The sequence below is a fragment of the Calothrix anomala FACHB-343 genome (genome assembly GCF_014696435.1).
Taxonomy (GTDB): Bacteria; Cyanobacteriota; Cyanobacteriia; order Cyanobacteriales; family Nostocaceae; genus Aulosira; species Aulosira anomala_A.
In genome coordinates this window covers 37,743-61,024 of sequence record NZ_JACJQG010000007.1, presented here as the reverse complement: position 1 = coordinate 61,024, position 23,282 = coordinate 37,743, and the positions used below count along the sequence as shown (strand labels likewise).

Below are 23,282 nucleotides of genomic sequence, written 5' to 3'. Positions count from 1 at the left end.
TCAATAGTCAATAGTCATTTGTTAAAGACGCGATCGCCCTTGTCTGTACAATTGTCTCCCTTGTCCCCTGCTCTCTGCCTTGTAATAAGATAATTTTTAACGCCGATTTACTGAAACTTGTAGAATCAGAAAAGCTCAGATCAACCATTGGGCATTTAGTGCTAGGCTAGATTATTTTCGGTTGGTGACAGTATTGCCGGGGTAAAGGAGGCTCATCTGAACAGCGATCGCCCAGAAATATTCAATTCTCCAGAACAGTTTTCCAACGATCTACCTGCTGCAGAACGCTTCCAAGCAATTGTTGACAACATGGCTGAGGCGTTAATTGAAATCAACAGCTCGTGGCTTGTCACCTCGGTTAATAATCAAGTTGCAGCGCTTTTGGGCATCCAGCGAGAGCTTCTATTAGGCAAAATATTATGGGATGTATTTGCTGTTGATGCTACGAGTGATTTGTTTCAATACTCTCAGCAAGCAATTAACCAACAATTACCTGTTGAGTTTGATGAGTTTTATCCCCCATTAAATCGATGGTTAACGGTGCGGTTGGTACCGATTCCTCATGGTTTATTAGCTTATTTTTTAGATATTACAGACAGGAAACAATTAGAAACAAAGCTACGCAAAGAGCAAGATTTTCTTAATGTCTTGTTAGATAATATTCAAGCCGGAATTGTGGCTTGCGATGCCAATGGGCAATTAAAGTTATTTAATCAAGCAGCGCGATTATTTCACGGATTACCTGTACAACCCATACTACCGGAGCAATGGGCAGAATATTACGATTTGTATTTGCCTGATGGTAAAACACCGATGAATACGGCGGATATTCCCCTATTTCGCGCCTTACAGGGCGAACGGGTGGAAAATGTGGAAATGACGATCGCACCTCAGCAGGGATTAGTGCGAATTTTATCAGCAAATGGGCAAGCGATCGCTAATTTGCAAGGTGAAAAACAAGGTGCAGTGGTAGTAATGCACGATATCACCGAGCGCAAACAGATAGAAAATGCTCTGCGCGAGAGTGAAGCTAGGTTATCGAGTATTTTTCAGACAATTCCTGATGGTATTGTTATTATCAATCTTGCCGGACAAATTATCGCTGCTAATCGAGCCGCCGAGCAAATCTTAAAATTAACTAATAGTGGGATTACAGAACGAGTATATAACGATCCATCTTGGTCAATTACCACTGTCGAAGGGCAACCTTTTCCCGAAGCTGAACTACCTTTTGTACAGGTGATGCAGACTGGGGAAGCTGTGTATGGAGTGGAACACGCGATCGCCCATGCCGATGGTACAGTTTCTATTTTATCAATTAATGCTTCACCTTTATTTAATGCTGCTGGCGAAATTATCAGCGTTATTACTGCTATTACCGATATTACCGAACGTCAGCAGGTAGAAGCAGCCCTGCAAGAATCCCAAGAGCGTTATCGTTCGGTGATTGAAGCGGCGGCTGAAGGCATTGTCTTACAGTACGCTGATGGAGAAATTTTTACCTGTAATCCCAGTGCAGAGAAAATTTTAGGCTTAACAGCCGATCAAATAATGGGGCGTACATCTCTCGATCCGCGCTGGCGGGCTGTTTATGAAGATGGTTCCCCTTTCCCTGGCGAATTGCATCCATCAATGGTAACTTTGCGTACTGGAGAGCCACAAACCAATGTCATCATGGGTATTCACAAACCAGACGCCAGTTTAACCTGGATTTCCATCAATACCCGCCCCCTATTCCCTATAAATAGCAATCAGCCTTACGCCGTTGTCGCCTCATTTTTTGATATTACCGAGCAGCAAGCAGCGTTACGCGATCGCCAACAAGCTGAAGAAAAACGAGTACAACTAGTAAGGGAACAAGTAGCCCGCGCCGCCGCCGAAGCCGCCCAACAACAGTCAGCTTTTTTAGCCGAAGTAAGTGCAGTGTTGGCTTCTTCCTTAGATTACCAACAAACCCTGCAAAGCGTTGCCGATTTAGCTGTACCCTACTTTGCCGATTGGTGTAGTGTCGATTTACTCAATGAAGATAACAGCATCAACCTTGTCGCCGTTGCCCATATCGATCCGCAAAAGCAGCACTTGGGCTGGGAATTAGCTCAACGCTATCCGCGAAAATTGGATGATTGCTATGGTATTTCTCAGGTAATGCAAACTGGAAACAGTGAAATTGTTACCCAAATTACCGATGAACAGTTAACTGCGGCTATTGCCGATCCTGAATATTTAGAACTCTTACGCGGATTAGGCTTAAAATCCTGCATTATTGCACCTTTAAAAGCGCAAGAAAAAGTTTTTGGCAGTATTTCCTTTGTATTTACCGAATCTCAGCGTCATTACAGCCGAAAAGATTTGAATTTAGCCGAAGATTTAGCGCGACGAGCTGCGATCGCTATTGATAATGCCCGTCTTTATCAACAAGCTCAACAAGCCAGACAAGCAGCCGAAACCGCCGCAGATCGCACTGCCTGCTTGCAAACAGTGACAGCCGCCCTGTCTCAATCCCTGACTCCTTTGCAAGTGGTGGAGGTAATTGTAGAACAAAGCATGGCTGTATTAAAAGCTACCTCGGCAATGGTGGTACTAGTCAGCGATGATGGCACCGAGCTAGAACTTGTCAAAGCTGTCAGTCATGAAAGTGACTTGTCAGAATCTTGGCGGCGATTTTCCATTAATACTCCTGTTCCCTTAGCCGAAGCTATCCGAACTAGAGAGCCAGTGTGGATGGAAACCGTAGCCGAAAGAGTTAGCCGCTATCCTCATTTAGCAGAAAATTACAGCAAATATGATAATAGTGCCTGGATGTCCCTACCCCTAGTGGCTGAAGGTAGATCGGTGGGTGGAATGTCGCTGAATTTCCCAGAGTATAAACAACTCACCGCAGACGATCGCGAATTTATTTTGGCAATTAGTCGTCAATGCGCTCAAGCCATTTCCCGCGCTCAGTTATATGAAGCCGAACGTCAAGCAAGAGCTGAGGCGGAACAAGCCAACCGAGTAAAAGATGAGTTTCTCGCAGTACTATCTCACGAATTGCGATCGCCCCTCAATCCAATTTTAGGCTGGACAAAGTTACTGCAAACGCAAAAATTAACCCCCACAAAAGCCCAGCAAGCCTTAGAAACAATCGAGCGCAACGCCAAACTCCAAGCCCAACTGATTGAAGATTTGCTCGATATTTCCCGGATGTTACGGGGTAAACTCAGTCTTCAGACTGCGCCAGTCAACCTCATCGAAGTGATTGCCGGCGCGATAGAAACAGTACAGTTAGCCGCCAATAGCAAATCTATTCAAATTCAAACAATTTTCCAACCAGGCAAGCAAACCGTATTTGGCGACGCCAATCGCTTGCAACAAGTCTTCTGGAATTTACTCTCCAATGCCATTAAATTTACACCAGAAGGCGGACGAGTAGAAGTGAAGTTAGCAGAAATCGGTAACCAAGTGCAAATTCAAGTCATTGATAATGGTAAAGGTATCAATGCTGACTTTCTACCTCATGTATTTGAGTATTTTCGCCAAGCCGATAGCAGTACAACTCGTAGATTTGGGGGATTGGGGTTAGGTTTGGCGATCGTTCGTCAAATTGTTGAGCTACATGGGGGTACGGTAGAAGCCCAAAGTCAAGGCGAGGGTTTAGGCGCAACATTTACAGTTTTGTTACCAGCAACCAGCATTGAGCCGGAATCATCTCCAGACAATCAACCTTCCCGCTTATCTGTAAATTTAACAGGCTTGCGGATTTTGGTTGTAGACGATGAAGCTGATATGGGTAATTTAGCAGAATTTATTCTCACCCAGCATGGTGCAGATGTCACCGTTGCTACTTCCGCCGCCGAAGCATTAAATATTTTGCCGCAATTCCTCCCAGATCTACTCCTGTGTGATATTGGTATGCCAGAAATGGATGGCTATATGCTAATCAGACAATTACGAAAACTTTCGCCAGCCCAAGGAGGGACAATTCCTGCCATTGCGCTAACTGCTTACGCTAGCGAGTGCGATCGCAATCAAGCTTTATCTGCTGGGTTTCAACTGCATCTACCTAAGCCAGTGGAGCCAGAAGTATTGTTAGAAGCTGTTGTTCGAGTAATTCAGACTGGTGTATAGATCTCTAAGTCCAGAGAAAAATATCAAGAAATGCAAAGTTCTATAAAGAAAAATCTTTTTTGTAGTTTGTGTAATATAAATAAAATCCTAATATTGCGTTATATTTGTATTACGCAACGCCAGTTAGAGCCAATATTCCCTAGATAATAATTAACTTTTTCAGATGAGATTGATAGCCACAATCATCTGCTAGCAAAGCGTACAAAGATATGTACCGATGTTTATTACAACCTCTAGCCTTGCCTAAATCTCATTACAGATTCAAGTGTTATGTTTAGAGCAATGAGAAATATTTTCGGCTACGTGAATCAGCTCATAACACCTTTCCGGATCTAAATCTCTACAATCTATTAGATTTGGGAGGACTAGATGAATTTACAAATACCTACATTTGTCTCACCTACTTTTGCTCGCTTTATTGCTTCAGAAGTCCAACCAAACTCATTAAGCAAAAAAGACATAACTAATTGCTTAAAAGCCTTGGGAATTACAGATCCAAAAATTTTAACGCTGAAGTGGAAAAAAGAATTGTGGGTGCAACTACAACTTGCTGCTACCTCCAGTTAACTTAAAACCCCAAAAATAGATAATTTAGTAATAATTGGCGAAAATTTCAATTTTACTGATTTCTGCAATCTACCTATTCTTTTAGTTTTTAATTCAATACGGTTCAGTTAAGGATAAATGTAGGTTGGGGAGCCAGTGCGTTGCGGTGAGACCAGCGCTGCGGGAGGGTTTCCCTCCGCAGGCGACTGGCGAACCCGAAGGGGGGTTCCCCCCGTTGTAGCAACTGGCGTTTGAACGAAGTGAAACCCAACAAATCGCCGAAAATGTTGGGTTTTGTTCCTCAACCCAACCTACGTGGTTTAAGATTTTTGACGCTAACTGAACGGTATTGGTTTTTAATTTTCTTCTACCAATTTAAAAAAGAAGGCGACAGATGGTAGGGGCATGGCAGTGCCATGCCCTCTATGAATATATCTATATCTTAATGAGTATAAGCTGCAAATTTAAAATCATGTTACTATGAAAATAGTGAAAAATTTAGTAAAAAATTGATGCAATAGACTTCACAAGTAACGCCAAAAAAATTAGATCAAAAAACAATAGATTTAACGGTTTAGATCTATTACTGTAGGAGTGAGGAGAAATTGAAAATTAAAGCACTGGATGTCAAAGCAGGCGATCGCATCATTGCCTACTGCAAAAATAAACGGCAAATCTGTAAGGTAAAGCAAATTTTAGATTCAGGCCAGAGTAATATCACACTCTCAGTATTTACATCTGAACATTATCGCGGCTGCTTAGTCTCATGCGTCGTTAGGTTTCAGGGAGAAGCTTTAGTTGAATTAGTCAGCTAATATTATTTTTTGCCATTGTTTACCTAAAACCTAATTTGTGTGTCATAATAAAAATTGAGAAATTAATTCGGTTAACAGCTTTTGTTTTTAGTATTGACAGGCTTTTTGTTTTTGGTATTTACAAACTTTTCTCCGAAATCTAAATCTCTACACATTTACAATTTCGGAGACAATCTATGTCAGTTTATATAGGCAATCTTTCCTACGAAGTTACAGAAGCTAGTTTGAATGCCGTATTTGCAGAATATGGTTCTGTAAGACGTGTTCAGCTACCTACTGATAGAGAAACAGGTCGTCTGCGCGGCTTTGGTTTTGTTGAAATGGGTACCGATGCTGAAGAAACTGCAGCCATTGAAGCCCTTGATGGTGCAGAGTGGATGGGAAGAGACTTAAAAGTAAATAAGGCTAAACCCAAAGAAGATAGAGGCGGTTCATTTGGCGGTAATCGTGGCAATTATGGCGCACGGAACCGTTACTAAAATACAGTAATTTAAGTAATTAATTAACTTGATGTGTTATGCGGCTCAGGCATTTCTGCTTGAGCCTTTTTTCTCAATAATTTTAGCTCTATATAGCTAGCAATTCTTCATCACCTTGAATTGATGAAAATTTTTGTATCCATTTATCGGTAAGATATTGAATATTCATTGGCTATGATATGGCCAAAATTTTTTGAAATTTTAGTTTAATCCGGGGGAATTAAAAAATGTCTACTAACACTGAACTCGTTTCTTATATTCAAGGAGAGGAATTTGAGGTACTTTTAGGTAATGAGAAAATTGTTGTAGTTGACTTTACAGCTACTTGGTGTGGCCCTTGTCGTCTGGTTGCTCCATTAATGGAACAACTCGCCCAAGAATATAAAGATCGTGCCAAAGTTGTTAAAGTAGATGTGGATAACAACAAACCTTTATTCAAACAATTTGGTCTTCGCAGTATTCCCGCAGTTTTAATTTTTAAAGATGGGGAGTTAGTAGAAACTATTGTTGGCGTTTCTCCTTACGAGCAATTTAGCAACGCAGTTGAGAAACTCCTTTAACTTGTTTTTCAGCATATTCGCCATTCTCCCATTTTTTGGGAGACACTTACACATAATTTTATCCACCTTCAAAACCATCTTATATATATAGGAATCCGATTTTATTTCTGAAAAAATCTAAGTATATGTAGGGTGCGTTATCACGAAGTGTAACGCACCGTATTATGAGATTTGGTGCGTTGCGCTGCGCGACAACACAACGCCAGTTCGCTTAAGTCGGGAAACCCGCCCATACGACTGGCTCCCCTACGTATTTGTTCAAAAATCAAATATGAATCCTATACAATCTAAATAACAATTAGATGTACTAACCATGACCCCAGAAGCCAAACACATTGTTAGCGAAATCAGGCGTGAATTTTACTCTCTGTTTGCTGCTGCAATGAAAACATCAGTCAGCATCAGTAGTACATCCTATAGTAGTAATTCTCCTATTGCCTCTTGGATGGATAATAGACAACAACTGAATTATGTAAATATATACGCTTATACCGCACCAGATGAATTTAATCCATTATCCCCGTTCATTTTGCGATTAGCTATTAATAAAAGCGCTCTGCAATTCATGATGGGAAAAAAGTGGCAGAAATCCCGAGGACTTAATCTGTTATGGAACTTTGAGCTAACGGTATTACCAAGAGAAATTTTAGATTTTCTTCCTTGGATAGTTAGCTTAGTTGAAGCCCAAAATCAAGTTTTACCTTCAATGTTACAGTCACCACCCCACCCATTAGAGTTTCAAATACCAGATGTCGGGTTATGCAATAATCTATGGACTCACGAAGCTCGCCTTTTAACAAAAATGATGCAACCAACATTTTAGTTAAGTAAGTCGGCATCAAAAAATCAAATTATGTAAAGAAATATAAAGACCGCTAAAACCCTTACCAATGACAACTGACAACTGACAACTGATTATTGTTGTAAATTATCTATGCTAATCTCTCCATTAACCTCTACTGATTTATTGGTATCAGCACTTGGTGATTCTTTACTAAAAGATTTTAAAGTTGAAGCTAAGGTTAGATTAGAAGCGACTTGATAAGCTATCTCTTGGGGTATTTTTTGTTGTTGGTTTAATAACTCAATAAAACTTTCAAAATCGCGCATCACACAATATCGATGTAATGCAGCTTTTTTTTCTATGAGATGAAACTTTTCATCAATCTTTGCTTTTGCTTCCTGTTCCGCCTCAGCAATTGAATTTACAAAACCGCTATTATGACATAACTCACCAGAAATTTTATAATAATAAGCTTTTCTGCTTAATGATTCTTCCTCAATATGAATTGAATGAAATTTGTAATCAACTTTGTATTTTTTAGCTTCCATAATATAGATGACATCACATCATTAACTAAAAATAATCTTGAATTTGTCGAATTTTTCGGTTAAATAAACCAACAATCATATTTTCCTCATCTTCCTGGTATGGCATATTCTTGATGATGAGGAATTTAAAGCAGTCAATTTTTAATTTAAAACAAAATTTGTGTCCGAGTTTGATTCTCATCTTTAACCTTAACACGATATTCAGTTTCTCTACAGAATATATTGATAAAGTTTAAGTTGCATATTTTACCAAAGTAAGTTCTCTCTCTATAGCTCAATTTTTGAGTCAATCTTATCAACTGAACTATATAGCCCCCGCACAAAAAATGTATTATACATAACCAATTGCCTAGATGTTGCGCTAAGATTGGGTGCAATATTCAAATATTTACTGCATAAAAATTGCTAAATTCAGATTATATATTTTATATCTAGAAAACCTGTTAATAGAATATAAATAAGTTGGGCATGAGCAATAGTGACACAAATAAAAAGCAATATATTGACAAAGAGAAAAATAATTTGCTTAAAAAGAAATAATCAGGAAATCTGTGTTAATCTAAAAACAGGAATCAAAAAGTAAGAATGCAAAAAGACTTCAAGACAATATTGAGGGAACTCGATAAAGTCCTTTTGCTCTGGTAAGTCCGCTTCAATATCGTTATGCCTTTTAGTAACGATAAACAAAAGCCAGATAAGCAAGACAATCACCTTAGTATAGGCTTGAAGTCAAATATAGCTTGCTTAGATGATAGCCAGTAATCTTTGGCTATACTAGTTAATTAAACTGCCAAAACCAATTACTCTGCGAGTCTGGGGAGAAAGAAAGACTCTGAGTGCATACTGGCAATCCCAAATAATTTAGAACGGTTACTAAACTGAGAAAAAGCAATATTCACTTTGTTTTATTGCCATAACTCTGTTCTAGCAGATGCTGATGCGGAAAATAAAAACTCCGACAAAGTAGATACCGTTTCATATAATTCAGGAATTTAACTAGATTGTCAAAATTTACCAATACACTGCCAAGACCATAGTGTTACAGGTTGATAATGCAGAGATTTACTTTGTAATTAAGGTGTTATCGATCTGCATTAATAGCCAGAGGATGAAGTAATTTTTTAGGAATAACTGGCAGAAATACTAAAACGCGATCGCTCGATATTTAAGGATAGTAAATCGAGCAACGATAGTATTAGCAATATTCTCAGATTTGTTGCCACCATTAAGAGTAAACTGCAACTTTGGTTGGTTGGGTGCAGGGCAAAATCCTGTAAAGGTCGAAATTGCTACTGTCAAAACTCTGAAGGCTTGAGCAACCGATGGAGATTTAGCTACAACTACTGACAATGCTAGTGCCAAAGTTCTGCTGAGAAAAAATCCTCGCAAATATATCTGAGCGCCATTGCTTAAGAGTCATCTTTGCAATACTCCTAAAACACAAATTACATCCTCATCTATGCAACCTATTACTGTTTTTGCCCGGTGTGTTTTTTGGCCAATACTATGTGCCAACGCTACCAAGGGTTAAGCCCAGGTAAACTTTTAGTCCCATCAACCAATTACTTCTAGGAAACACAAACCATGTCTATCGATAGCAAAATCAGACAGATAGCTTTTTATGGTAAAGGCGGTATTGGTAAGTCTACTACCTCTCAAAACACGCTGGCAGCTATGGCAGAAATGGGTCAACGCATCCTGATTGTTGGTTGCGACCCTAAAGCTGATTCCACTCGGTTAATGCTGCATAGTAAAGCGCAAACCACCGTTTTGCACTTGGCTGCTGAACGTGGCGCAGTCGAAGATTTAGAACTCGAAGAAGTCATGTTAACTGGCTTCCGTGGCGTTAAGTGTGTAGAGTCTGGTGGCCCTGAACCTGGGGTAGGTTGCGCTGGTCGGGGTATTATCACCGCTATCAACTTCTTAGAAGAAAATGGTGCTTACCAAGATGTTGACTTTGTATCTTACGACGTACTAGGTGACGTTGTCTGCGGTGGTTTTGCGATGCCTATCCGTGAAAACAAAGCCCAAGAAATCTACATCGTTACCTCTGGTGAAATGATGGCGATGTACGCTGCAAACAACATCGCTCGCGGTATTTTGAAATATGCTCACTCCGGTGGTGTGCGCTTGGGTGGTTTGATTTGTAACAGCCGTAAAACTGACCGGGAACACGAACTCATCGAAACCTTGGCAAAACGGTTGAACACCCAAATGATTCATTTCGTACCTCGTGACAACATCGTTCAACACGCTGAGTTGCGTCGGATGACAGTTAACGAGTATGCGCCTGACAGCAACCAGTCTCAAGAATACCGCGCATTAGCTAAGAAGATCATCAATAATCAGAATCTTCAGATTCCTACACCCATTGAAATGGAAGAACTAGAAGAGTTATTGATTGAATTCGGTATTCTCGAAAGTGAAGAAAATGCTGCCAAATTGATTGGTCAGCCTGCGGAAAGCAGTAAGTAATTCATGTAGCTGGGTGGGTTAGCGCTCATCCTGGCTCAATCAAGGGGCTAGAGGTTAGGGACTAGGGGCTAGGGAAGAGATGTTTTCATGCCCTCGTTGTGTGATTGATCGCCTGACCTTCTAGCTAAAGAACACTATAGTTTGCTATCCATTTTTATGGGTAGCATTTCGCATCTGCTAATTTTCTTGAGTAACAGCCAGCTAAAATTATCGGTTTGTGTTACATTAAGTAGTGGAATAGTAATACATAAATATAGCTATAGTTTGGGTTCAGTATACCCGACTGGTGCGCCAACCTCTGGATTGAGCGTATACCGCAGATTAATGCGTTACTTATCCGTCGTTTGATTAGCTCAGTGGTAGAGCAAGCCGCAGGTTCGGTTGGGCGTAGGTTCGAGTCCTACATCAAACTCCCGAAAGTTAGCTCACTGGTAGAGCGATCGACTCATAATCGATATGTTGCAGGTTCGATTCCTGTACTTTCAACCAACCCTGTCCGGGTAAAAGGACGACAAATTGCGGAATAGAGCAGTGGTAGCTCGTTGGATTTAGGTTCCAAAGACCGGTGGTTCAAATCCACCTTCTGCCCCAACCCTGTCCGGGTTAAAAGACACTACCCTTTTAAGGTAGACCATATTACTTGATATAAAACTCTGTGATGTTGGTGCTAACTCATAGCCATTACATAGTGATGTCTATTAGTCACAGTAAAGAAGCTAGAACAAATGCAAGGCTCCCTAACTTGAGTATGTCCTTTGTTTAACATCTCCAGCTTGCTGGAACAGGCAAAACAAACGGCATATCTGAGGGCTATGATCTTTTTCTTAATTATCCTTGGGTGGTTGAGAAAAAGTTAGCAATCTTAATCCAGTTTTGGAGATGTATTTGTCCGCAACTGAACTGCAAACACCTACATTTGCAGAGTTTTAAATTTAATGAATCTTGATTTTAATTCATTAGCGTAAAAAAAAGGCGGGCGAGATGCCCACCTCAAGAAATTAAGAGAATATTCTGTTGCTAATTAACCGAGTAATGCTTTTGCTTGAGCTAAAACATTATCAACACTAAAGCCAAATTTCTCTAAACAAACGTTGCCTGGGGCAGAAGCACCAAAGCGATCGATGCTGATAATATCGCCTTCGGTACCAACATACTTGTGCCAGCCGAAGCTAGAACCAGCTTCTACAGCCAAGCGCTTGGTAACAGCTTTGGGAAGAACAGATTCTTTGTAAGCTGCATCTTGTGCTTCAAACAAATCCCAAGCAGGTAGAGAGACTACACGAACTTTCTTACCTTCGGCTGTTAGCTTTTCAGCAGCAGTAACGGCGAGGCTGACTTCGGAACCAGTAGCAATGATGATGAGATCTGGTGTACCTTCGCTATCTACTAGTACATATCCACCCTTGGTAACACCTTCAATTGATGAACCTGCCAAATTGGGGACATTTTGACGGGTAAATGCTAACAAAGTAGGAGCATTTGCCTTTGCTCTTTCAATTGCTACTTTGTATGCACCAGAAGTTTCGGTTCCGTCTGCGGGGCGAATAACTGTGAGGTTAGGAATAGCACGCAGGGAAGCCAGGGTTTCTACTGGTTGGTGGGTGGGGCCGTCTTCACCTTGACCAATGGAGTCGTGAGTCATTACCCAAATACTACCGGCTTGGGACAAAGCAGATAAGCGGATTGGTGCCCGCATGTAATCGGAGAAGATTAAGAAGGTCGCGCCGTAAGGAATTAAACCGGAATTGTGCAAGGCGATACCATTGACAATTGCACCCATACCATGCTCACGAACACCATAGTGGATGTTGGGGTTTTGGTATTGTCCTTTTTGGAAATCGCCTTTACCTTTGAGTTCGGTTAAGTTGGAGTGGGTTAAGTCGGCGGAACCACCAATTAACTCTGGTAAAACTGCTGCTAGTTTGTTTAAGCAGGTTTCTGAGTGTTTGCGGGTGGGTAATGCTTTGTCTTCGGGGGTGTAGGTGGGGAGTACTTTATCCCAACCATCAGGCAATTTACCACTGAGGTAGCGCTCAAATTCAGCAGCTTCTTGGGGATATTTAGCTTTGTAATCAGCAAAAGCTTTATTCCACTCAGCTTCGTAGGCTGCACCACGCTCAACTGCTTTGCGGGTGTGGTTGAGAGCGTCTTGGGGAACTACAAAAGGTTCGTATTCCCAACCTAAATTTTTCCGAGTAAGAGCGATTTCTTCTGCACCTAAAGCAGCACCGTGAACGCCAGCAGTGTTGGCTTTGTTGGGAGAACCGTAACCGATGGTGGTGGTGACTTTAATCATCGAAGGCTTGTCAGTCACTGATTTTGCTTCTTCGATGGCTTTGGCGATCGCTTCTAGGTCAGTGTTACCTTCTTTAACATGAAGAACGTGCCAACCGTAAGCTTCAAAGCGCTTTGACACATCTTCGGTGAAGGCAACATCTGTAGAACCATCAATAGAGATGTGGTTGTCGTCATACAAAGCGATGAGTTTACCTAATCCCAAGTGCCCTGCAAAGGAAGCAGCTTCACCGGAAACACCTTCCATGTTACAACCATCACCTAAAATCACATAGGTGTAATGGTCAACAATATTGGCATCGGGCTTGTTATATTTAGCTGCTAGGTGGGCTTCAGCGATCGCTAAACCGACGCCATTGGCAATGCCTTGACCTAGCGGCCCGGTAGTAACTTCTACACCAGGAGTTACGAAGTTTTCCGGGTGTCCGGGGGTTTTCGATTCCCACTGCCGGAATTGCTTGATGTCCTCAATGGTGACGCTGTCGTAACCAAATAAGTACAGCAGGGCATACTGTAACATGGAGCCATGTCCAGCAGATAGGATAAAGCGATCGCGGTTAAACCACTGGGGATTTTTGGGGTTAAACCGCATAAAGCGATCCCATAGTACAAAAGCCATTGGAGCAGCGCCCATCGGCAGCCCTGGGTGTCCCGATTTTGCTTTTTCTACGGCATCAATAGCCAAAAAGCGAATCGAGTTAATAGATAATTCTTCGAGGGATTGGGTTGCAACAGCCATAATCTCTTGTTTTTAACGACGGGTTAGCACTCTTGGTAGCTCATTTACCGGGGAGGCAAAAGCGAAAAAAGCCTTGTCCGATTCCCGGACAAGCTATTTTTCCAAACCGGGGCGGGGATTGTTCCCCCATGATTGCCTTGTTTTTACATTCCCCCTATCTTTATCATCCCACTGCCAATTGTTGATGGACAAGCGGGATTTTTGATGATGGCGGTGATAAATCCAGCTAATAATTGGGTTGTTTTGAACCCTGCATTTAGTTGGAAATGATGTTGATGATACTTTTAGCACCAACTTTCGCCAATGCGATCGCTTGATATTTGCGGGAATTTTAGACGTATTTCTTAAAGGCTAGGGTGACATTGTGACCGCCAAACCCAAAAGAATTAGATAATGCCACATTAACTTGTTGAGCGCGGCTCTTGTGGGCAATATAATCCAGATCGCACTCTGGATCGGGATTTTCTAAATTAATTGTTGGTGGAACTCGATCGTTAGCCACCGCCAGTACTGTAGCTACGGCTTCAATACCGCCAGAACCTCCCAAAAGATGACCTGTCATCGATTTGGTAGAGCTAACGGCTATGTTATGAGCATGGTCGCCCAAGGCTTTTTTCATTGCCGCCGTTTCTGTGGAATCATTTGCTGGGGTACTAGTGCCATGAGCATTGATATAGTTCACCATTTCTGGGGTGAGTCCCCCATCTTTCAGCGCTAGTTCTATGGCTCTGGCTGCTCCCAACCCACCAGGGACAGGGGAGGTCATGTGATATGCATCACAGGTCATCCCATAACCGACCATTTCGGCATAAATGCGAGCGCCGCGATTTAAGGCGTGTTCTAGTTCTTCTAGCAGCAAAATTCCCGCACCTTCACCCATGACAAATCCATCGCGATCGCGGTCAAAGGGACGGCAAGCGTTAGCCGGGTCATTGCGCGTCGAAAGTGCCCTAGCAGCCGCAAATCCCGCTATACCTAAGGGCGTAATCGCTGCTTCGCACCCGCCGCAAATCATGGCTTTGGCATAACCCCATTGAATTTGGCGAAAAGCATCTCCGATGGCATTAGAACCAGCTGCACAAGCGGTTACAGAGCAGGAATTGGGGCCTTTAGCTCCCGTATGAATGGCTGTTAATCCGGCTGCCATATTGGCGATCATCATTGGGATCATGAACGGACTACAGCGATCGGGGCCGCGATTTAGATACACTGTTTGCTGGTCTTCTAAAACCTTCAATCCACCAATGCCAGAACCAATAATGATACCAACTTGTTCGGCATTCAGTTCATTAATTTCTAAACGCGCGTCAGCTACAGCTTGTTTTGCAGCCGCAACCCCAAATTGGGAGAATCGATCCATGCGCTTGGCTTCTTTGCGATCCAAATACGCATGTGGATCGAAGTTTTTGACCTCACCAGCAATGCAGCAATCATGCTTAGATGCATCAAAAGAAGTGATGTAGTCAATGCCATTACGACCACTCAACAATCCTTCCCAATAATCTTCTGGTGTATTGCCAATTGGTGTAATCGCGCCCACACCAGTTACCACAACGCGTTTACGTTTATAATCTGTCATGACTCAGTTAAAGGTGGCGAGAAAGCAGCAAAAAAGGTGACTAGTGAATAGAGAATAGGGGTTAGGGGCTAGGAACTAGGGAATGGAGTTTTTCCCGATCCCCAATCCCTAATGCTCGATCCCCAATTGCTTTTCAGGCAGATGTAGCAGTTTCTCCCATGATATGCTTCACTGCATCTTCAACCGTTAAAATCTTTTCAGCCTTTTCATCAGGAATTTCAATATCAAATTCTTCTTCAAAAGCCATTACCAATTCCACAATATCTAGGGAATCAGCGCCTAAATCGTCAATAAAAGTGGCTCCTGGTGTGACCTTCTCAGGCTCAACACCCAATTGATCGACTACCACTGTCTTAACTTTGTCAAACACTTCCGCTTCTGTGCTCATAGATATAAATTCCTTAACCAGTTGCTATGATCTGCTCTTTAAATAGGCGACATTGTTTTGAGCATATACATCTTATCGGAAAGCGCGATCGCCCGTATACTGTCCGAGAATTTTCTGGCAATATCATTTATGGGCGGCGCTATACGATTGCATAGGCTGTCAACATGTGTCTTTTTTGCAATTCTTACTGATTTTTTTTACAATGTCCAAACTCGGATACATAGCCTTGCAAGCTACACTGGCAAGGGAAGATCAATAATTTATTGTTGAGAGCTGATGCTCTCAGGCCAATATAGTTCTATGCTATCTCAAACACTAAGATACGCTTACTTTCCTGGTTGTGTGGCGCAAGGTGCTTGTCGGGAACTTTACCAATCAACTCAAGCCTTAACCCAAGCACTAGGGATTCAACTGATTGAACTGAAAAAAGCTGCCTGCTGTGGTTCTGGTACTTTTAAGGAAGATTCCCAACTGTTAGAAGATACAGTAAATGCCCGGAATATTGCTTTAGCAGAAGAGTTAAATTTACCTTTACTTACCCATTGCAGCACTTGTCAAGGTGTCATCGGTCATGTCGATGAACGTCTCAAAGAATGTCAAACAAAAAAACCAGAATACATTCAGCAAGTAAATGGTTTGCTGGCTAAAGAAGGCTGTTTACCTTATCGCGGCAGTACCGAAGTTAAACATCTGCTTTATGCTTTGGTACAGGATTATGGTTTAGAAGAAATTACTCAACGAGTTACCCGCAAGCTAAGTGGATTAAAATGTGCGGCGTTTTATGGTTGTTACCTACTACGCGCCCAAAAATCTCTGCCCTATGACGACCCTTACGGCCCTGAAGCAATGGAAAATGTTTTCCGTGCAGTTGGTGCAGAACCAATTTATTATCGAGGTCGGACTCAATGCTGTGGTTGGCCTCTTTCTAGTTACGCGACTACAGAATCTTTTCAGATGGCGGGTAAGCAAATTCAAGATGCGATAGCTGCTGGTGCTGATTGTTTAGTTACCCCTTGTCCTTTGTGTCATCTCAATTTAGATTCCCGTCAGCCAGAGGTAGAAAAGGTCATTGAAAAGAAACTGGGTCTGCCGGTGTTACATTTACCCCAGTTAATTGCTTTGGCTTTAGGCGTTAGTCCAGCAGAATTGGGTTTAGAACGTCACATTGTTTCGACCAAACCAGTGTTAGAAAAATTAGGATTTTAAGGATTTACAAAGGAGAAATTCAAGGTAGGGTGGGTAATTTCAGTTAAAACATTGATGCTGAACATTTTCTACCCTAGCTATACTAACAATTCTATTAAAAATTAAAATCATTTACTAAATGATTTTTTTTAAATTTCTTGTCAAGACTATAATTACTAAAGAAGCATAATAAAGTTTCTTGGATATTTCTTAATAAAATCAATTGTGAACATTAAAGCTTATTTGATATAAAATTTAGTTTTGTAATTCTAGATTACTATTTTTGAGCAGGGTTGTAAAAATGGCAAAATTATATAAATATATAGGTTCTGAGAGTATTCGACTTGCTGTTGCTGATTATCCAGTGGGAGTTTGTATATTATCAATGAATGATTTAAAAAATTGGATAGTCTATACAGTGCAAAGAGCAAACGCTTGGGGACTAATTCCAGCAACTTTTGTAGTTGATTCTGAAGGTCATCTTCGTGTTGCAGATCGTCACTCTGAGCATATAGCTTGTGCTGGTGGTGAGCCTGTACTGTCAGCTGGAGAATTTTTTTTCTTCCTACTAAAAAGAGCATTGAAGTGGTTGAAATTACAAATCAATCAACAGGCTATTGTCCTGAGCCAGAATCTTGGACTCAAGTTGAAAATGCTCTTAATGAACTTTCATTTCTTCATCCAGGTAATTTTACGACTGAGTTTATTTTTCGCTTATGTCCTGCCTGTGGTCAAATAAATATAGTTAAGGATGATTTTTTCTTATGTGCTGTATGCAATACAAATCTTCCCGAAATATGGAATTGTGATTTGTAAGCTAACAATAAATTTACTATTTTATGAAGGTAATTTGATATATTAATTCAATATTATTGAAGCATTAGCAAAAGTAATGATGTTAAAATTACTTTATAATTTTTCCATAATTTTAAGATATTAACTATCATATAAAAGGTTTGATTTGCTAAACTAGGTTGTAAGTTTAAAATTTATGTATGGGTTACTCTGCATGTTTTTTGAAAGTTATTTAAAATAAATTGAAATAACCCCAACTTGTTTAAACAGATTGGGGTTATGATTACTGCTTAATTATGAATTACGAATTACTATCAGCCCAAACATCACCTGTAGCTGGTGACTCAGCCGGAGCAATCGCGCCTTGGCTTTCCCCTAAATTAATCTTGACTACTTTCTTTTTGACTTCTTCTACTTTCGGTAGAGTTAATGTCAAAATGCCATTTTTAAATTCGGCTTGTACGCGATCGTTTTGGATGGGCGCAGGTAGATTCACAATTCTTTGAAACTTACCATAGCGGAATTCGGAACGGAAGAAACTTCCTTCTTGCTGTTTGCTTTCTTGGCGAGTTTCACCAGCAATAGAAACTGCTTCTCTGGTGACATGAACATCCAAGTCTTTGCCTTCAATACCAGGAATTTCGGCGCGTAAAATTATGCTTTCGGTGGTATCTTGTAGTTCAATTGCTGGTGTCCAAGCTTGGGTAATTTGCGAGTTAGCTCCTGCTAGTTCGTCAAACATTTTATCCATTTGACGGCGCAGAGTTTCCATTTCAGAGAAGGGTTGCCAACGTATTAATGCCATAACTTGATTTACCTCCAAAAGAACAGTGATAATAACTAAATTTGGTTAAGTAATTAGTAAGTGACAAGGAAAAAGATTGCAGAACTGAGAATTATTTATTTACTTCGGCTTTGCTCGATTGCCTATGTCTATATATTGGCTGAAACCCCAAATTTAGTTATTAGGGGAAACCCTACTTAGAGTTGTAGTGCTTCCCAGAAAGTTAAGTTCTCACTTGGGTTCTTGGCGTTGGAATTGTTTTACCAATTTATAAATTTCGGGCAGACGGTTATAAATTGCACATGCTTTAAGATATAGCTTGTGGGGAATAGCAGGAGTACCAGAAACAATTTCTCCTGGTGCGACATCGTTATGAATTCCCGCTTGCGCCGATGCGATCGCACCATCACCAATTTTTACTTGATTGGCGATTCCCGTTTGTCCCGCCAAAATTACCCGGTTACCAATTTCCACACCGCCAGCCATTCCAGCTTGTCCCGCGATCGCGCAACCAAAGCCAATTTTACAACCATGTCCAATTTGCACTAAGTTATCAATAACTGTGTCTCGACCGACTCGCGTTTCCCCTACAGCCGGTCTGTCAATGGCGCTGTTAGAGCCAACTTCTACTCTGTCTTCTAAAACTGTGTAACCGGATTGTTCCATTTTCACCCAGCCTGTACGGGTAGGCACAAAACCAAAACCTTCTGCACCAATCACCACGCCACTATGAATCACGCAATCTGCCCCGATTTGGCTGCGTTCGTGAATGGTACAGTTAGCATGTAAAGTAGTGCGATCGCCAATAGTCACATCTGGATAAATGACGACATTTGGATGAATAATCGCCCCATTACCTACTTTTACCCGGGGTTGAATCACTACATGGGGGCCAATATATACATCGCTACCAATTTCTGCGGTAGGGTGAATTACAGCTGTAGGATGAATTTCCGGGCTGGGGCGGTACGGTTGATAAAAAAGTGCGATCGCTTTTGCAAATAATAAGCGTGGTTCTTTGGTAGCTACCCAAACAATATTTCGTTCTTGGGCTTGTGTCTGTAATTTTTCGTCCTGCGGTAAAATCAACGCACTTGCATTAGTTTTACCCACCCAAGAAGCAAATTTCGTCCCTTCTATATAGCTAAGATTACCAGTAGTCGCTTCATCAATGGCTGCTAACCCTGTAATCTCTGGATCGTGGTTTTCGTTGGCGCTAAGACTGCTATCGGTAACAATATCCCCAAGTCTGCTGACAATTTCGCTGAATTTCATGTGATTTTTTCATGAGTCATCTACAAAGGCAAGATAATTGTCGCTCTTTGTCAGTCAGATGTTCATGATTTATACCTAATTTTCCAGCGCTTGTTATTTACTCACAGAAAACAGGGAACGAGTTTTCGCCCATAATTGGTAAATTTTCAATAGTTTTTTCTAGAAACTAGGGGCTAGGGGCTAGGTGATAGATGAGGGGAGAGAAATTTTCATGCTTGGTTTGTGAGATTTTCTCGTGATTGACTTAAAAGAGTTATTTCTCCCTTGTCCCCCTTCCGTTCCCTTTCATACATGGCGATGAAAAAATTTTCATCGAGACTGCTTCTATGCACTTATTTCCATCACCCCCGTGATAATTACTAGACGGGAGTTTGTCATGGCATTGAAGATCATCAATCTTTAGGAGTAGATTAAAAATCCATCATTCTACCCAAATATGTGCTTTTAAAAACTTACCTATGCTGACTTAGAGCCAAATTTTTTTTATTTATACACGAAAAAGCGCCTGAGAGTTTTGCTCACCCAAGCGCCCCTTCGTATAACTTTATACCAATCCACTTGTTTGATGCAACATCTGAAACCCGCAATAACCCCTGAAGGAGGAGCATTACGAAGATAACTGGTGACAAACATATTGTGAAGTGGTATCACTCCTTGCACTAACTAAGGATATCTCTTCTAGAATAATTGCAGTAATGTGGTGAGTGACACTTTATCAACTGACACTAGTTACAATCGATTCATCATAGGTAGTGTTTACTAAGACCCAGTAGACCGTAAGCTAGGCTAAGTATACAGTATAAAAAAAATTTCTATTGCTGCGGCTAGTAGGCGATCGCGTTCAGATCATCCCAACCATAAAAGCTAAGGTGTGCATACAAGTCTCGAAATTACATCTAATACTGGTTGGAAGAGCAGATATAGGTTGAGTTGTGGGTTGAGGAAGGAAACCCCAAAAGCAGAGGGAGCAGAGGAAGTGATTTGTATCAATAAGTTCGTGAATTGGTATAACTGCTGCGAACTTTTGCAGAGATTGATGGTTAATCTTGTTAAGCTGTTACGCACCTATATATACAGTTAACAGTTAAGCGTCATAAACATAAAACTCATCCCTTTATCTCGTTTCATAGTGGAATAAGCTGAACAAATACCCTCAATTTCTTAATCATACCCACCTTCTGTTTGCCAACTTCTGACTGATTAAAATCTCTCGGAATTAAAAAAAGTTAGCCAAAATGGCACCAAAATGATCGTGAAATTAGCTAGAATTTCACAAGAGTTGATGAGTTAAGAGAAAAGTATCAACACCTAAAATTTACTCAATATATCTATAATTAGCCGTAGAGATTTTATCTCAATATGGCTTAATTATTTTTTGAGTTGTGTAAGGTTTATAGTCTATTTAGGTTTTTAAAATAGTTAGGTGCAATTACCGAATTACTTAGTTGTTTAAATATTATCTAATTTTTTTATATTCCGTTGTTTTCACAAATCTCGATATTTGTGAATTATTAACTATTAAAGTCAGAACTAATATAGATGCTCCACAATGTATGAATTGGAGAATTCAAGAGCATGAAAATTAATGATTTAGAGTATTTAGAGCCTATTTCTGACGATGTAGTTGTTTTTGGAGGTAGAGGCACAGATTCCAGTGCGAGTAACAGTGTAGCTATAAGTTTCCGCATCAGTGGTAACGGTGTAATTACAGTCAATGGGGTGAGTACAATTAGAGGTAATACTATTACTCCTAGTACAGGAGTTGGCACATCTATTTGGACACAACGCTTAAATTTCACCAAGACTCTAGCTGCTTTAGCTAAACCAACTGTGGTTAAAGGCTTTATTAAAATAGCCACAGATGTATCATCAGTCCTCAAGTCCAGATTGTTAGCAGCAAAAAGATTCATTGATGCTAGATAATTAAACAAAATTAATTACCAATGTCTGCGGCGAATATAGGGAAGTAGAATTTAGCTGAAGCAATCACACAGCTTGAGGTTAGTTCGCTTTGTTCGCAATGACTGTAATTAATTTTGTCTGGTTACTCATTCGAGACTCTCAAGTTTCCCAGGATGCTACCATTAGTCGATTTCACACAAAATATGGGACTTACAAAAAATAAATTACCCATATTCCGTAGTGCGAGCATCTTGCTCGCTTTTTACAGCATATTTCAGGTAAATGAGGTACGCGCTTGGGGGCATGGCAGTGCCAATGCCCCTACAATCAACGATTATCTGTACCTCACCAACTTGCAATTCGCTGTAACATTAGCGAGCGAGACGCTCGCACTACAAATAGCCTCAGTCTTAGCTTTGTCGCCCGCCTGGGAATTAATTCCAAGGGCTAAAGCCCAAGTCTACTGAAGTAGACTCAAGATTTTGAGGATATTTAGTCATCTAAAGATGACTTTTACTATTAGCAAGGAACTTCAATTCCTTGCGGTAAAAGAGTTTCGCGTTAAGTTGATACAGGTGATGAGGCTCCTTAACCTACACCTAAGAGGTTATTTGAAAAGTTTGTAGCTATGATTTTAGACACTGATTGATCCCCCCTACCCCCTTAAAAAGGGGGGAAACTTCTCAAAGTACCCCTTTTGAAGGGGGATTTAGGGGGATTTAAAACTTTTTGCTATCCACGAAAGGACTTTTAAAACATCCTCTAATGCCCTTTCTCTAAAAATGAAGCCAAAATGGCTCCTCATCTGTGAGGAAATTAGTTAGAATTCTCTCAAGTTGCATAAACTAAATGGTTGACAAATGACAGTTATTTAATCTTTGTCTCTAATCATTTTTTAGCTTATGCATCTAAAATAATGCAAATTATCGCGATTAGAGTCAGTAGTCTTTGAAGAGCTTTCTGGCTTGAAAACGATTTATAAATTACATAACTATTACTTTTTGAGGATATCACCCGGTTTAAAACATAAATCTGGGTGCTTTTTCATTTTTAAATTATGGTTAGTAGATTGATGGCAAGACAAAAAATAATTCCTTAGCCAAGTTGGCTAGAAAAATCATATTTACAGCCAATTTGGCGATACAAGCAGAATTTACTTAGCTATATTAATATCAACAACTCAAACAGAGTTGATTCCAACAAACAGACAAACAAATCTCAGGAGAAAAGCAATGAATATCAACGACTTAACCTACATTGAATCTGCAACTGAAGAAGTATTTGGTGGACGTGGTGATAACACCAACACCTCTTACAAATTAAGAGCTGATGTTAAGAAAGTAATCAAAGAAACAATTGTTACCAAGCTTGATACAGACCTCAAATTAGAAGGTTATGTTGCTCAAGCAACTGCTACTGCTGATACCTACGGTGGTGGCGCAGGCTTCTCCAGCACCTTAACCAATGCTCAAGTTGATTCTGCTGGTTACACCACCTCTGCTATCTCTCAATCTGTAGCTGCTATCGAAAAAGGTCGCCGTTACTAAGAAATAAATTGTCAGTGAAGTACATTGATTTCGACTATTGCGAAATAGCAACTTGACGGACAATTTATTTAAGTGTTACTCAAATCTCAAGCAGATTTATCAAAGCTGAAATTTAGTAACAATATCTCTACAAATTTTTAAGAGAGGCAATCGCTTGCCTCTCTTAAAATCACGATTATACTAAAAAAACACGCATATATTATTTGTGTTAATTAATTTAAATTGAAAATGTTTTTTATTTTATCTGCTGTGATAAACTGGAATTTATTAGGTGCTATTTAATTAAAAAATAAAACTTAGCCCTAAATTTTAAGTATTTAAATATGCATATCAAATAACAATTTCAGGCGGTATTTTATCGACTTGGATAGAAAAATTATTTCTTCTTTTATCGTTGATATGAAAATTTAATACTTTGATATTTTCGCCTGTGCATAGTTTGTATTTAAACAATTTGAATCTAACAGTTTAGGAGATAA

Annotated in this window: 19 protein-coding genes and 3 tRNA genes; 14 read left to right on the top strand and 8 right to left on the bottom strand. The window is 40.4% G+C overall.

Annotated features, from left to right (window positions below):
- Nucleotides 1-7 precede the first annotated feature (7 nt).
- On the bottom strand, nt 8-148 hold the full coding sequence (locus tag H6G08_RS05400; protein ID WP_190539409.1) for a hypothetical protein: 141 nt from the start codon (nt 146-148) through the stop codon (nt 8-10).
- 44 nt (nt 149-192) lie between these two features.
- Here H6G08_RS05400 and H6G08_RS05395 point away from each other — a divergent pair, with 44 nt between their 5' ends.
- The 6 genes from H6G08_RS05395 (at nt 193) to H6G08_RS05370 (ending at nt 7,330) form a co-directional block, all read left to right on the top strand.
- Nucleotides 193-4,107, top strand: a complete 3,915-nt coding sequence (locus H6G08_RS05395; RefSeq protein ID WP_313941327.1) for a PAS domain S-box protein — start codon at nt 193-195, stop codon at nt 4,105-4,107.
- A gap of 369 nt (nt 4,108-4,476) precedes the next feature.
- The gene (locus H6G08_RS05390) at nt 4,477-4,674 is read left to right on the top strand and encodes a hypothetical protein (RefSeq protein ID WP_190539403.1); all 198 of its coding nucleotides are present in this window, start codon (nt 4,477-4,479) and stop codon (nt 4,672-4,674) included.
- A gap of 584 nt (nt 4,675-5,258) precedes the next feature.
- Complete coding sequence (locus H6G08_RS05385) at nt 5,259-5,468, top strand: hypothetical protein (protein WP_190539402.1); 210 nt, start codon at nt 5,259-5,261, stop codon at nt 5,466-5,468.
- A 176-nt stretch (nt 5,469-5,644) separates the two neighbouring features.
- Nucleotides 5,645-5,947: an RNA-binding regulator gene (rbp, locus tag H6G08_RS05380; RefSeq protein WP_190539400.1), complete on the top strand. Its 303-nt coding sequence runs from the start codon at nt 5,645-5,647 to the stop codon at nt 5,945-5,947.
- A 227-nt stretch (nt 5,948-6,174) separates the two neighbouring features.
- Nucleotides 6,175-6,507 carry a thioredoxin gene (gene trxA, locus H6G08_RS05375; protein ID WP_190539399.1) on the top strand — a complete coding sequence of 111 codons (333 nt, stop codon included), beginning with the start codon at nt 6,175-6,177 and terminating at the stop codon, nt 6,505-6,507.
- A 313-nt stretch (nt 6,508-6,820) separates the two neighbouring features.
- The gene (locus tag H6G08_RS05370; RefSeq protein WP_190539397.1) at nt 6,821-7,330 is read left to right on the top strand and encodes a hypothetical protein; all 510 of its coding nucleotides are present in this window, start codon (nt 6,821-6,823) and stop codon (nt 7,328-7,330) included.
- 92 nt (nt 7,331-7,422) lie between these two features.
- Here the strand turns inward: H6G08_RS05370 and H6G08_RS05365 are convergent, their stop codons facing one another.
- Nucleotides 7,423-7,839, bottom strand: a complete 417-nt coding sequence (locus H6G08_RS05365; protein WP_190539395.1) for a hypothetical protein — start codon at nt 7,837-7,839, stop codon at nt 7,423-7,425.
- A gap of 1,143 nt (nt 7,840-8,982) precedes the next feature.
- Nucleotides 8,983-9,201 carry a hypothetical protein gene (locus tag H6G08_RS05360; RefSeq protein WP_190539393.1) on the bottom strand — a complete coding sequence of 73 codons (219 nt, stop codon included), beginning with the start codon at nt 9,199-9,201 and terminating at the stop codon, nt 8,983-8,985.
- A gap of 222 nt (nt 9,202-9,423) precedes the next feature.
- Here H6G08_RS05360 and nifH point away from each other — a divergent pair, with 222 nt between their 5' ends.
- The 4 genes from nifH to H6G08_RS05340 all read left to right on the top strand — a co-directional run bounded on the left by nifH (nt 9,424) and on the right by H6G08_RS05340 (nt 10,905).
- Nucleotides 9,424-10,314, top strand: coding sequence for a nitrogenase iron protein (gene nifH, locus H6G08_RS05355; RefSeq protein ID WP_190539391.1), 891 nt, complete (start codon nt 9,424-9,426; stop codon nt 10,312-10,314).
- 342 nt (nt 10,315-10,656) lie between these two features.
- A tRNA-Cys gene (locus H6G08_RS05350) sits at nt 10,657-10,726 on the top strand.
- A gap of 2 nt (nt 10,727-10,728) precedes the next feature.
- Nucleotides 10,729-10,803 (top strand) — tRNA-Met (locus H6G08_RS05345).
- A 29-nt stretch (nt 10,804-10,832) separates the two neighbouring features.
- Nucleotides 10,833-10,905: transfer RNA gene (locus H6G08_RS05340), tRNA-Leu, on the top strand.
- Nucleotides 10,906-11,335: 430 nt separating this feature from the next.
- On the opposite strand, the gene tkt is transcribed toward H6G08_RS05340, so the two are convergent.
- The 3 genes from tkt to H6G08_RS05325 form a co-directional block, all read right to left on the bottom strand.
- Nucleotides 11,336-13,348 carry a transketolase gene (gene tkt / locus H6G08_RS05335; protein WP_190539389.1) on the bottom strand — a complete coding sequence of 671 codons (2,013 nt, stop codon included), beginning with the start codon at nt 13,346-13,348 and terminating at the stop codon, nt 11,336-11,338.
- Nucleotides 13,349-13,679: 331 nt separating this feature from the next.
- Nucleotides 13,680-14,927 carry a beta-ketoacyl-ACP synthase II gene (gene fabF, locus H6G08_RS05330; RefSeq protein WP_190539387.1) on the bottom strand — a complete coding sequence of 416 codons (1,248 nt, stop codon included), beginning with the start codon at nt 14,925-14,927 and terminating at the stop codon, nt 13,680-13,682.
- A 133-nt stretch (nt 14,928-15,060) separates the two neighbouring features.
- Nucleotides 15,061-15,315, bottom strand: a complete 255-nt coding sequence (locus H6G08_RS05325; RefSeq protein WP_190539385.1) for an acyl carrier protein — start codon at nt 15,313-15,315, stop codon at nt 15,061-15,063.
- A 300-nt stretch (nt 15,316-15,615) separates the two neighbouring features.
- Here H6G08_RS05325 and H6G08_RS05320 point away from each other — a divergent pair, with 300 nt between their 5' ends.
- On the top strand, nt 15,616-16,521 hold the full coding sequence (locus H6G08_RS05320) for a CoB--CoM heterodisulfide reductase iron-sulfur subunit B family protein (protein WP_190539383.1): 906 nt from the start codon (nt 15,616-15,618) through the stop codon (nt 16,519-16,521).
- Between the two features lie 280 nt (nt 16,522-16,801).
- Nucleotides 16,802-17,239 carry a hypothetical protein gene (locus H6G08_RS05315; protein WP_199322379.1) on the top strand — a complete coding sequence of 146 codons (438 nt, stop codon included), beginning with the start codon at nt 16,802-16,804 and terminating at the stop codon, nt 17,237-17,239.
- A gap of 357 nt (nt 17,240-17,596) precedes the next feature.
- Here H6G08_RS05315 and H6G08_RS05310 read toward each other — a convergent pair whose 3' ends face one another.
- Together H6G08_RS05310 and lpxD are read right to left on the bottom strand one after the other, a co-directional pair.
- Complete coding sequence (locus tag H6G08_RS05310) at nt 17,597-18,100, bottom strand: Hsp20/alpha crystallin family protein (RefSeq protein ID WP_190539381.1); 504 nt, start codon at nt 18,098-18,100, stop codon at nt 17,597-17,599.
- Nucleotides 18,101-18,310: 210 nt separating this feature from the next.
- On the bottom strand, nt 18,311-19,354 hold the full coding sequence (gene lpxD / locus H6G08_RS05305) for a UDP-3-O-(3-hydroxymyristoyl)glucosamine N-acyltransferase (RefSeq protein WP_190539379.1): 1,044 nt from the start codon (nt 19,352-19,354) through the stop codon (nt 18,311-18,313).
- A gap of 1,575 nt (nt 19,355-20,929) precedes the next feature.
- On the opposite strand from lpxD, the gene H6G08_RS05300 reads away from it, so the two are divergent.
- Nucleotides 20,930-21,277 (top strand): hypothetical protein, encoded by a 348-nt coding sequence (locus H6G08_RS05300; protein WP_190539377.1) that lies wholly within the window; start codon nt 20,930-20,932, stop codon nt 21,275-21,277.
- Between the two features lie 1,211 nt (nt 21,278-22,488).
- Nucleotides 22,489-22,803, top strand: coding sequence for a hypothetical protein (locus tag H6G08_RS05295; protein ID WP_190539375.1), 315 nt, complete (start codon nt 22,489-22,491; stop codon nt 22,801-22,803).
- Nucleotides 22,804-23,282: the final 479 nt, after the last annotated feature.

Bases quoted from the DNA above. Each gene is read 5' to 3' on its own strand.
- H6G08_RS05400 (WP_190539409.1), bottom strand. From the start codon at position 148: ATGGTTGATCTGAGCTTTTCTGATTCTACAAGTTTCAGTAAATCGGCG.
- H6G08_RS05390 (WP_190539403.1), top strand. From the start codon at position 4,477: ATGAATTTACAAATACCTACATTTGTCTCACCTACTTTTGCTCGCTTT.
- rbp (WP_190539400.1), top strand. From the start codon at position 5,645: ATGTCAGTTTATATAGGCAATCTTTCCTACGAAGTTACAGAAGCTAGT.
- trxA (WP_190539399.1), top strand. From the start codon at position 6,175: ATGTCTACTAACACTGAACTCGTTTCTTATATTCAAGGAGAGGAATTT.
- H6G08_RS05370 (WP_190539397.1), top strand. From the start codon at position 6,821: ATGACCCCAGAAGCCAAACACATTGTTAGCGAAATCAGGCGTGAATTT.
- H6G08_RS05365 (WP_190539395.1), bottom strand. From the start codon at position 7,839: ATGGAAGCTAAAAAATACAAAGTTGATTACAAATTTCATTCAATTCAT.
- nifH (WP_190539391.1), top strand. From the start codon at position 9,424: ATGTCTATCGATAGCAAAATCAGACAGATAGCTTTTTATGGTAAAGGC.
- tkt (WP_190539389.1), bottom strand. From the start codon at position 13,348: ATGGCTGTTGCAACCCAATCCCTCGAAGAATTATCTATTAACTCGATT.
- fabF (WP_190539387.1), bottom strand. From the start codon at position 14,927: ATGACAGATTATAAACGTAAACGCGTTGTGGTAACTGGTGTGGGCGCG.
- H6G08_RS05325 (WP_190539385.1), bottom strand. From the start codon at position 15,315: ATGAGCACAGAAGCGGAAGTGTTTGACAAAGTTAAGACAGTGGTAGTC.
- H6G08_RS05320 (WP_190539383.1), top strand. From the start codon at position 15,616: ATGCTATCTCAAACACTAAGATACGCTTACTTTCCTGGTTGTGTGGCG.
- H6G08_RS05315 (WP_199322379.1), top strand. From the start codon at position 16,802: ATGGCAAAATTATATAAATATATAGGTTCTGAGAGTATTCGACTTGCT.
- H6G08_RS05310 (WP_190539381.1), bottom strand. From the start codon at position 18,100: ATGGCATTAATACGTTGGCAACCCTTCTCTGAAATGGAAACTCTGCGC.
- lpxD (WP_190539379.1), bottom strand. From the start codon at position 19,354: ATGAAATTCAGCGAAATTGTCAGCAGACTTGGGGATATTGTTACCGAT.
- H6G08_RS05300 (WP_190539377.1), top strand. From the start codon at position 20,930: ATGAAAATTAATGATTTAGAGTATTTAGAGCCTATTTCTGACGATGTA.
- H6G08_RS05295 (WP_190539375.1), top strand. From the start codon at position 22,489: ATGAATATCAACGACTTAACCTACATTGAATCTGCAACTGAAGAAGTA.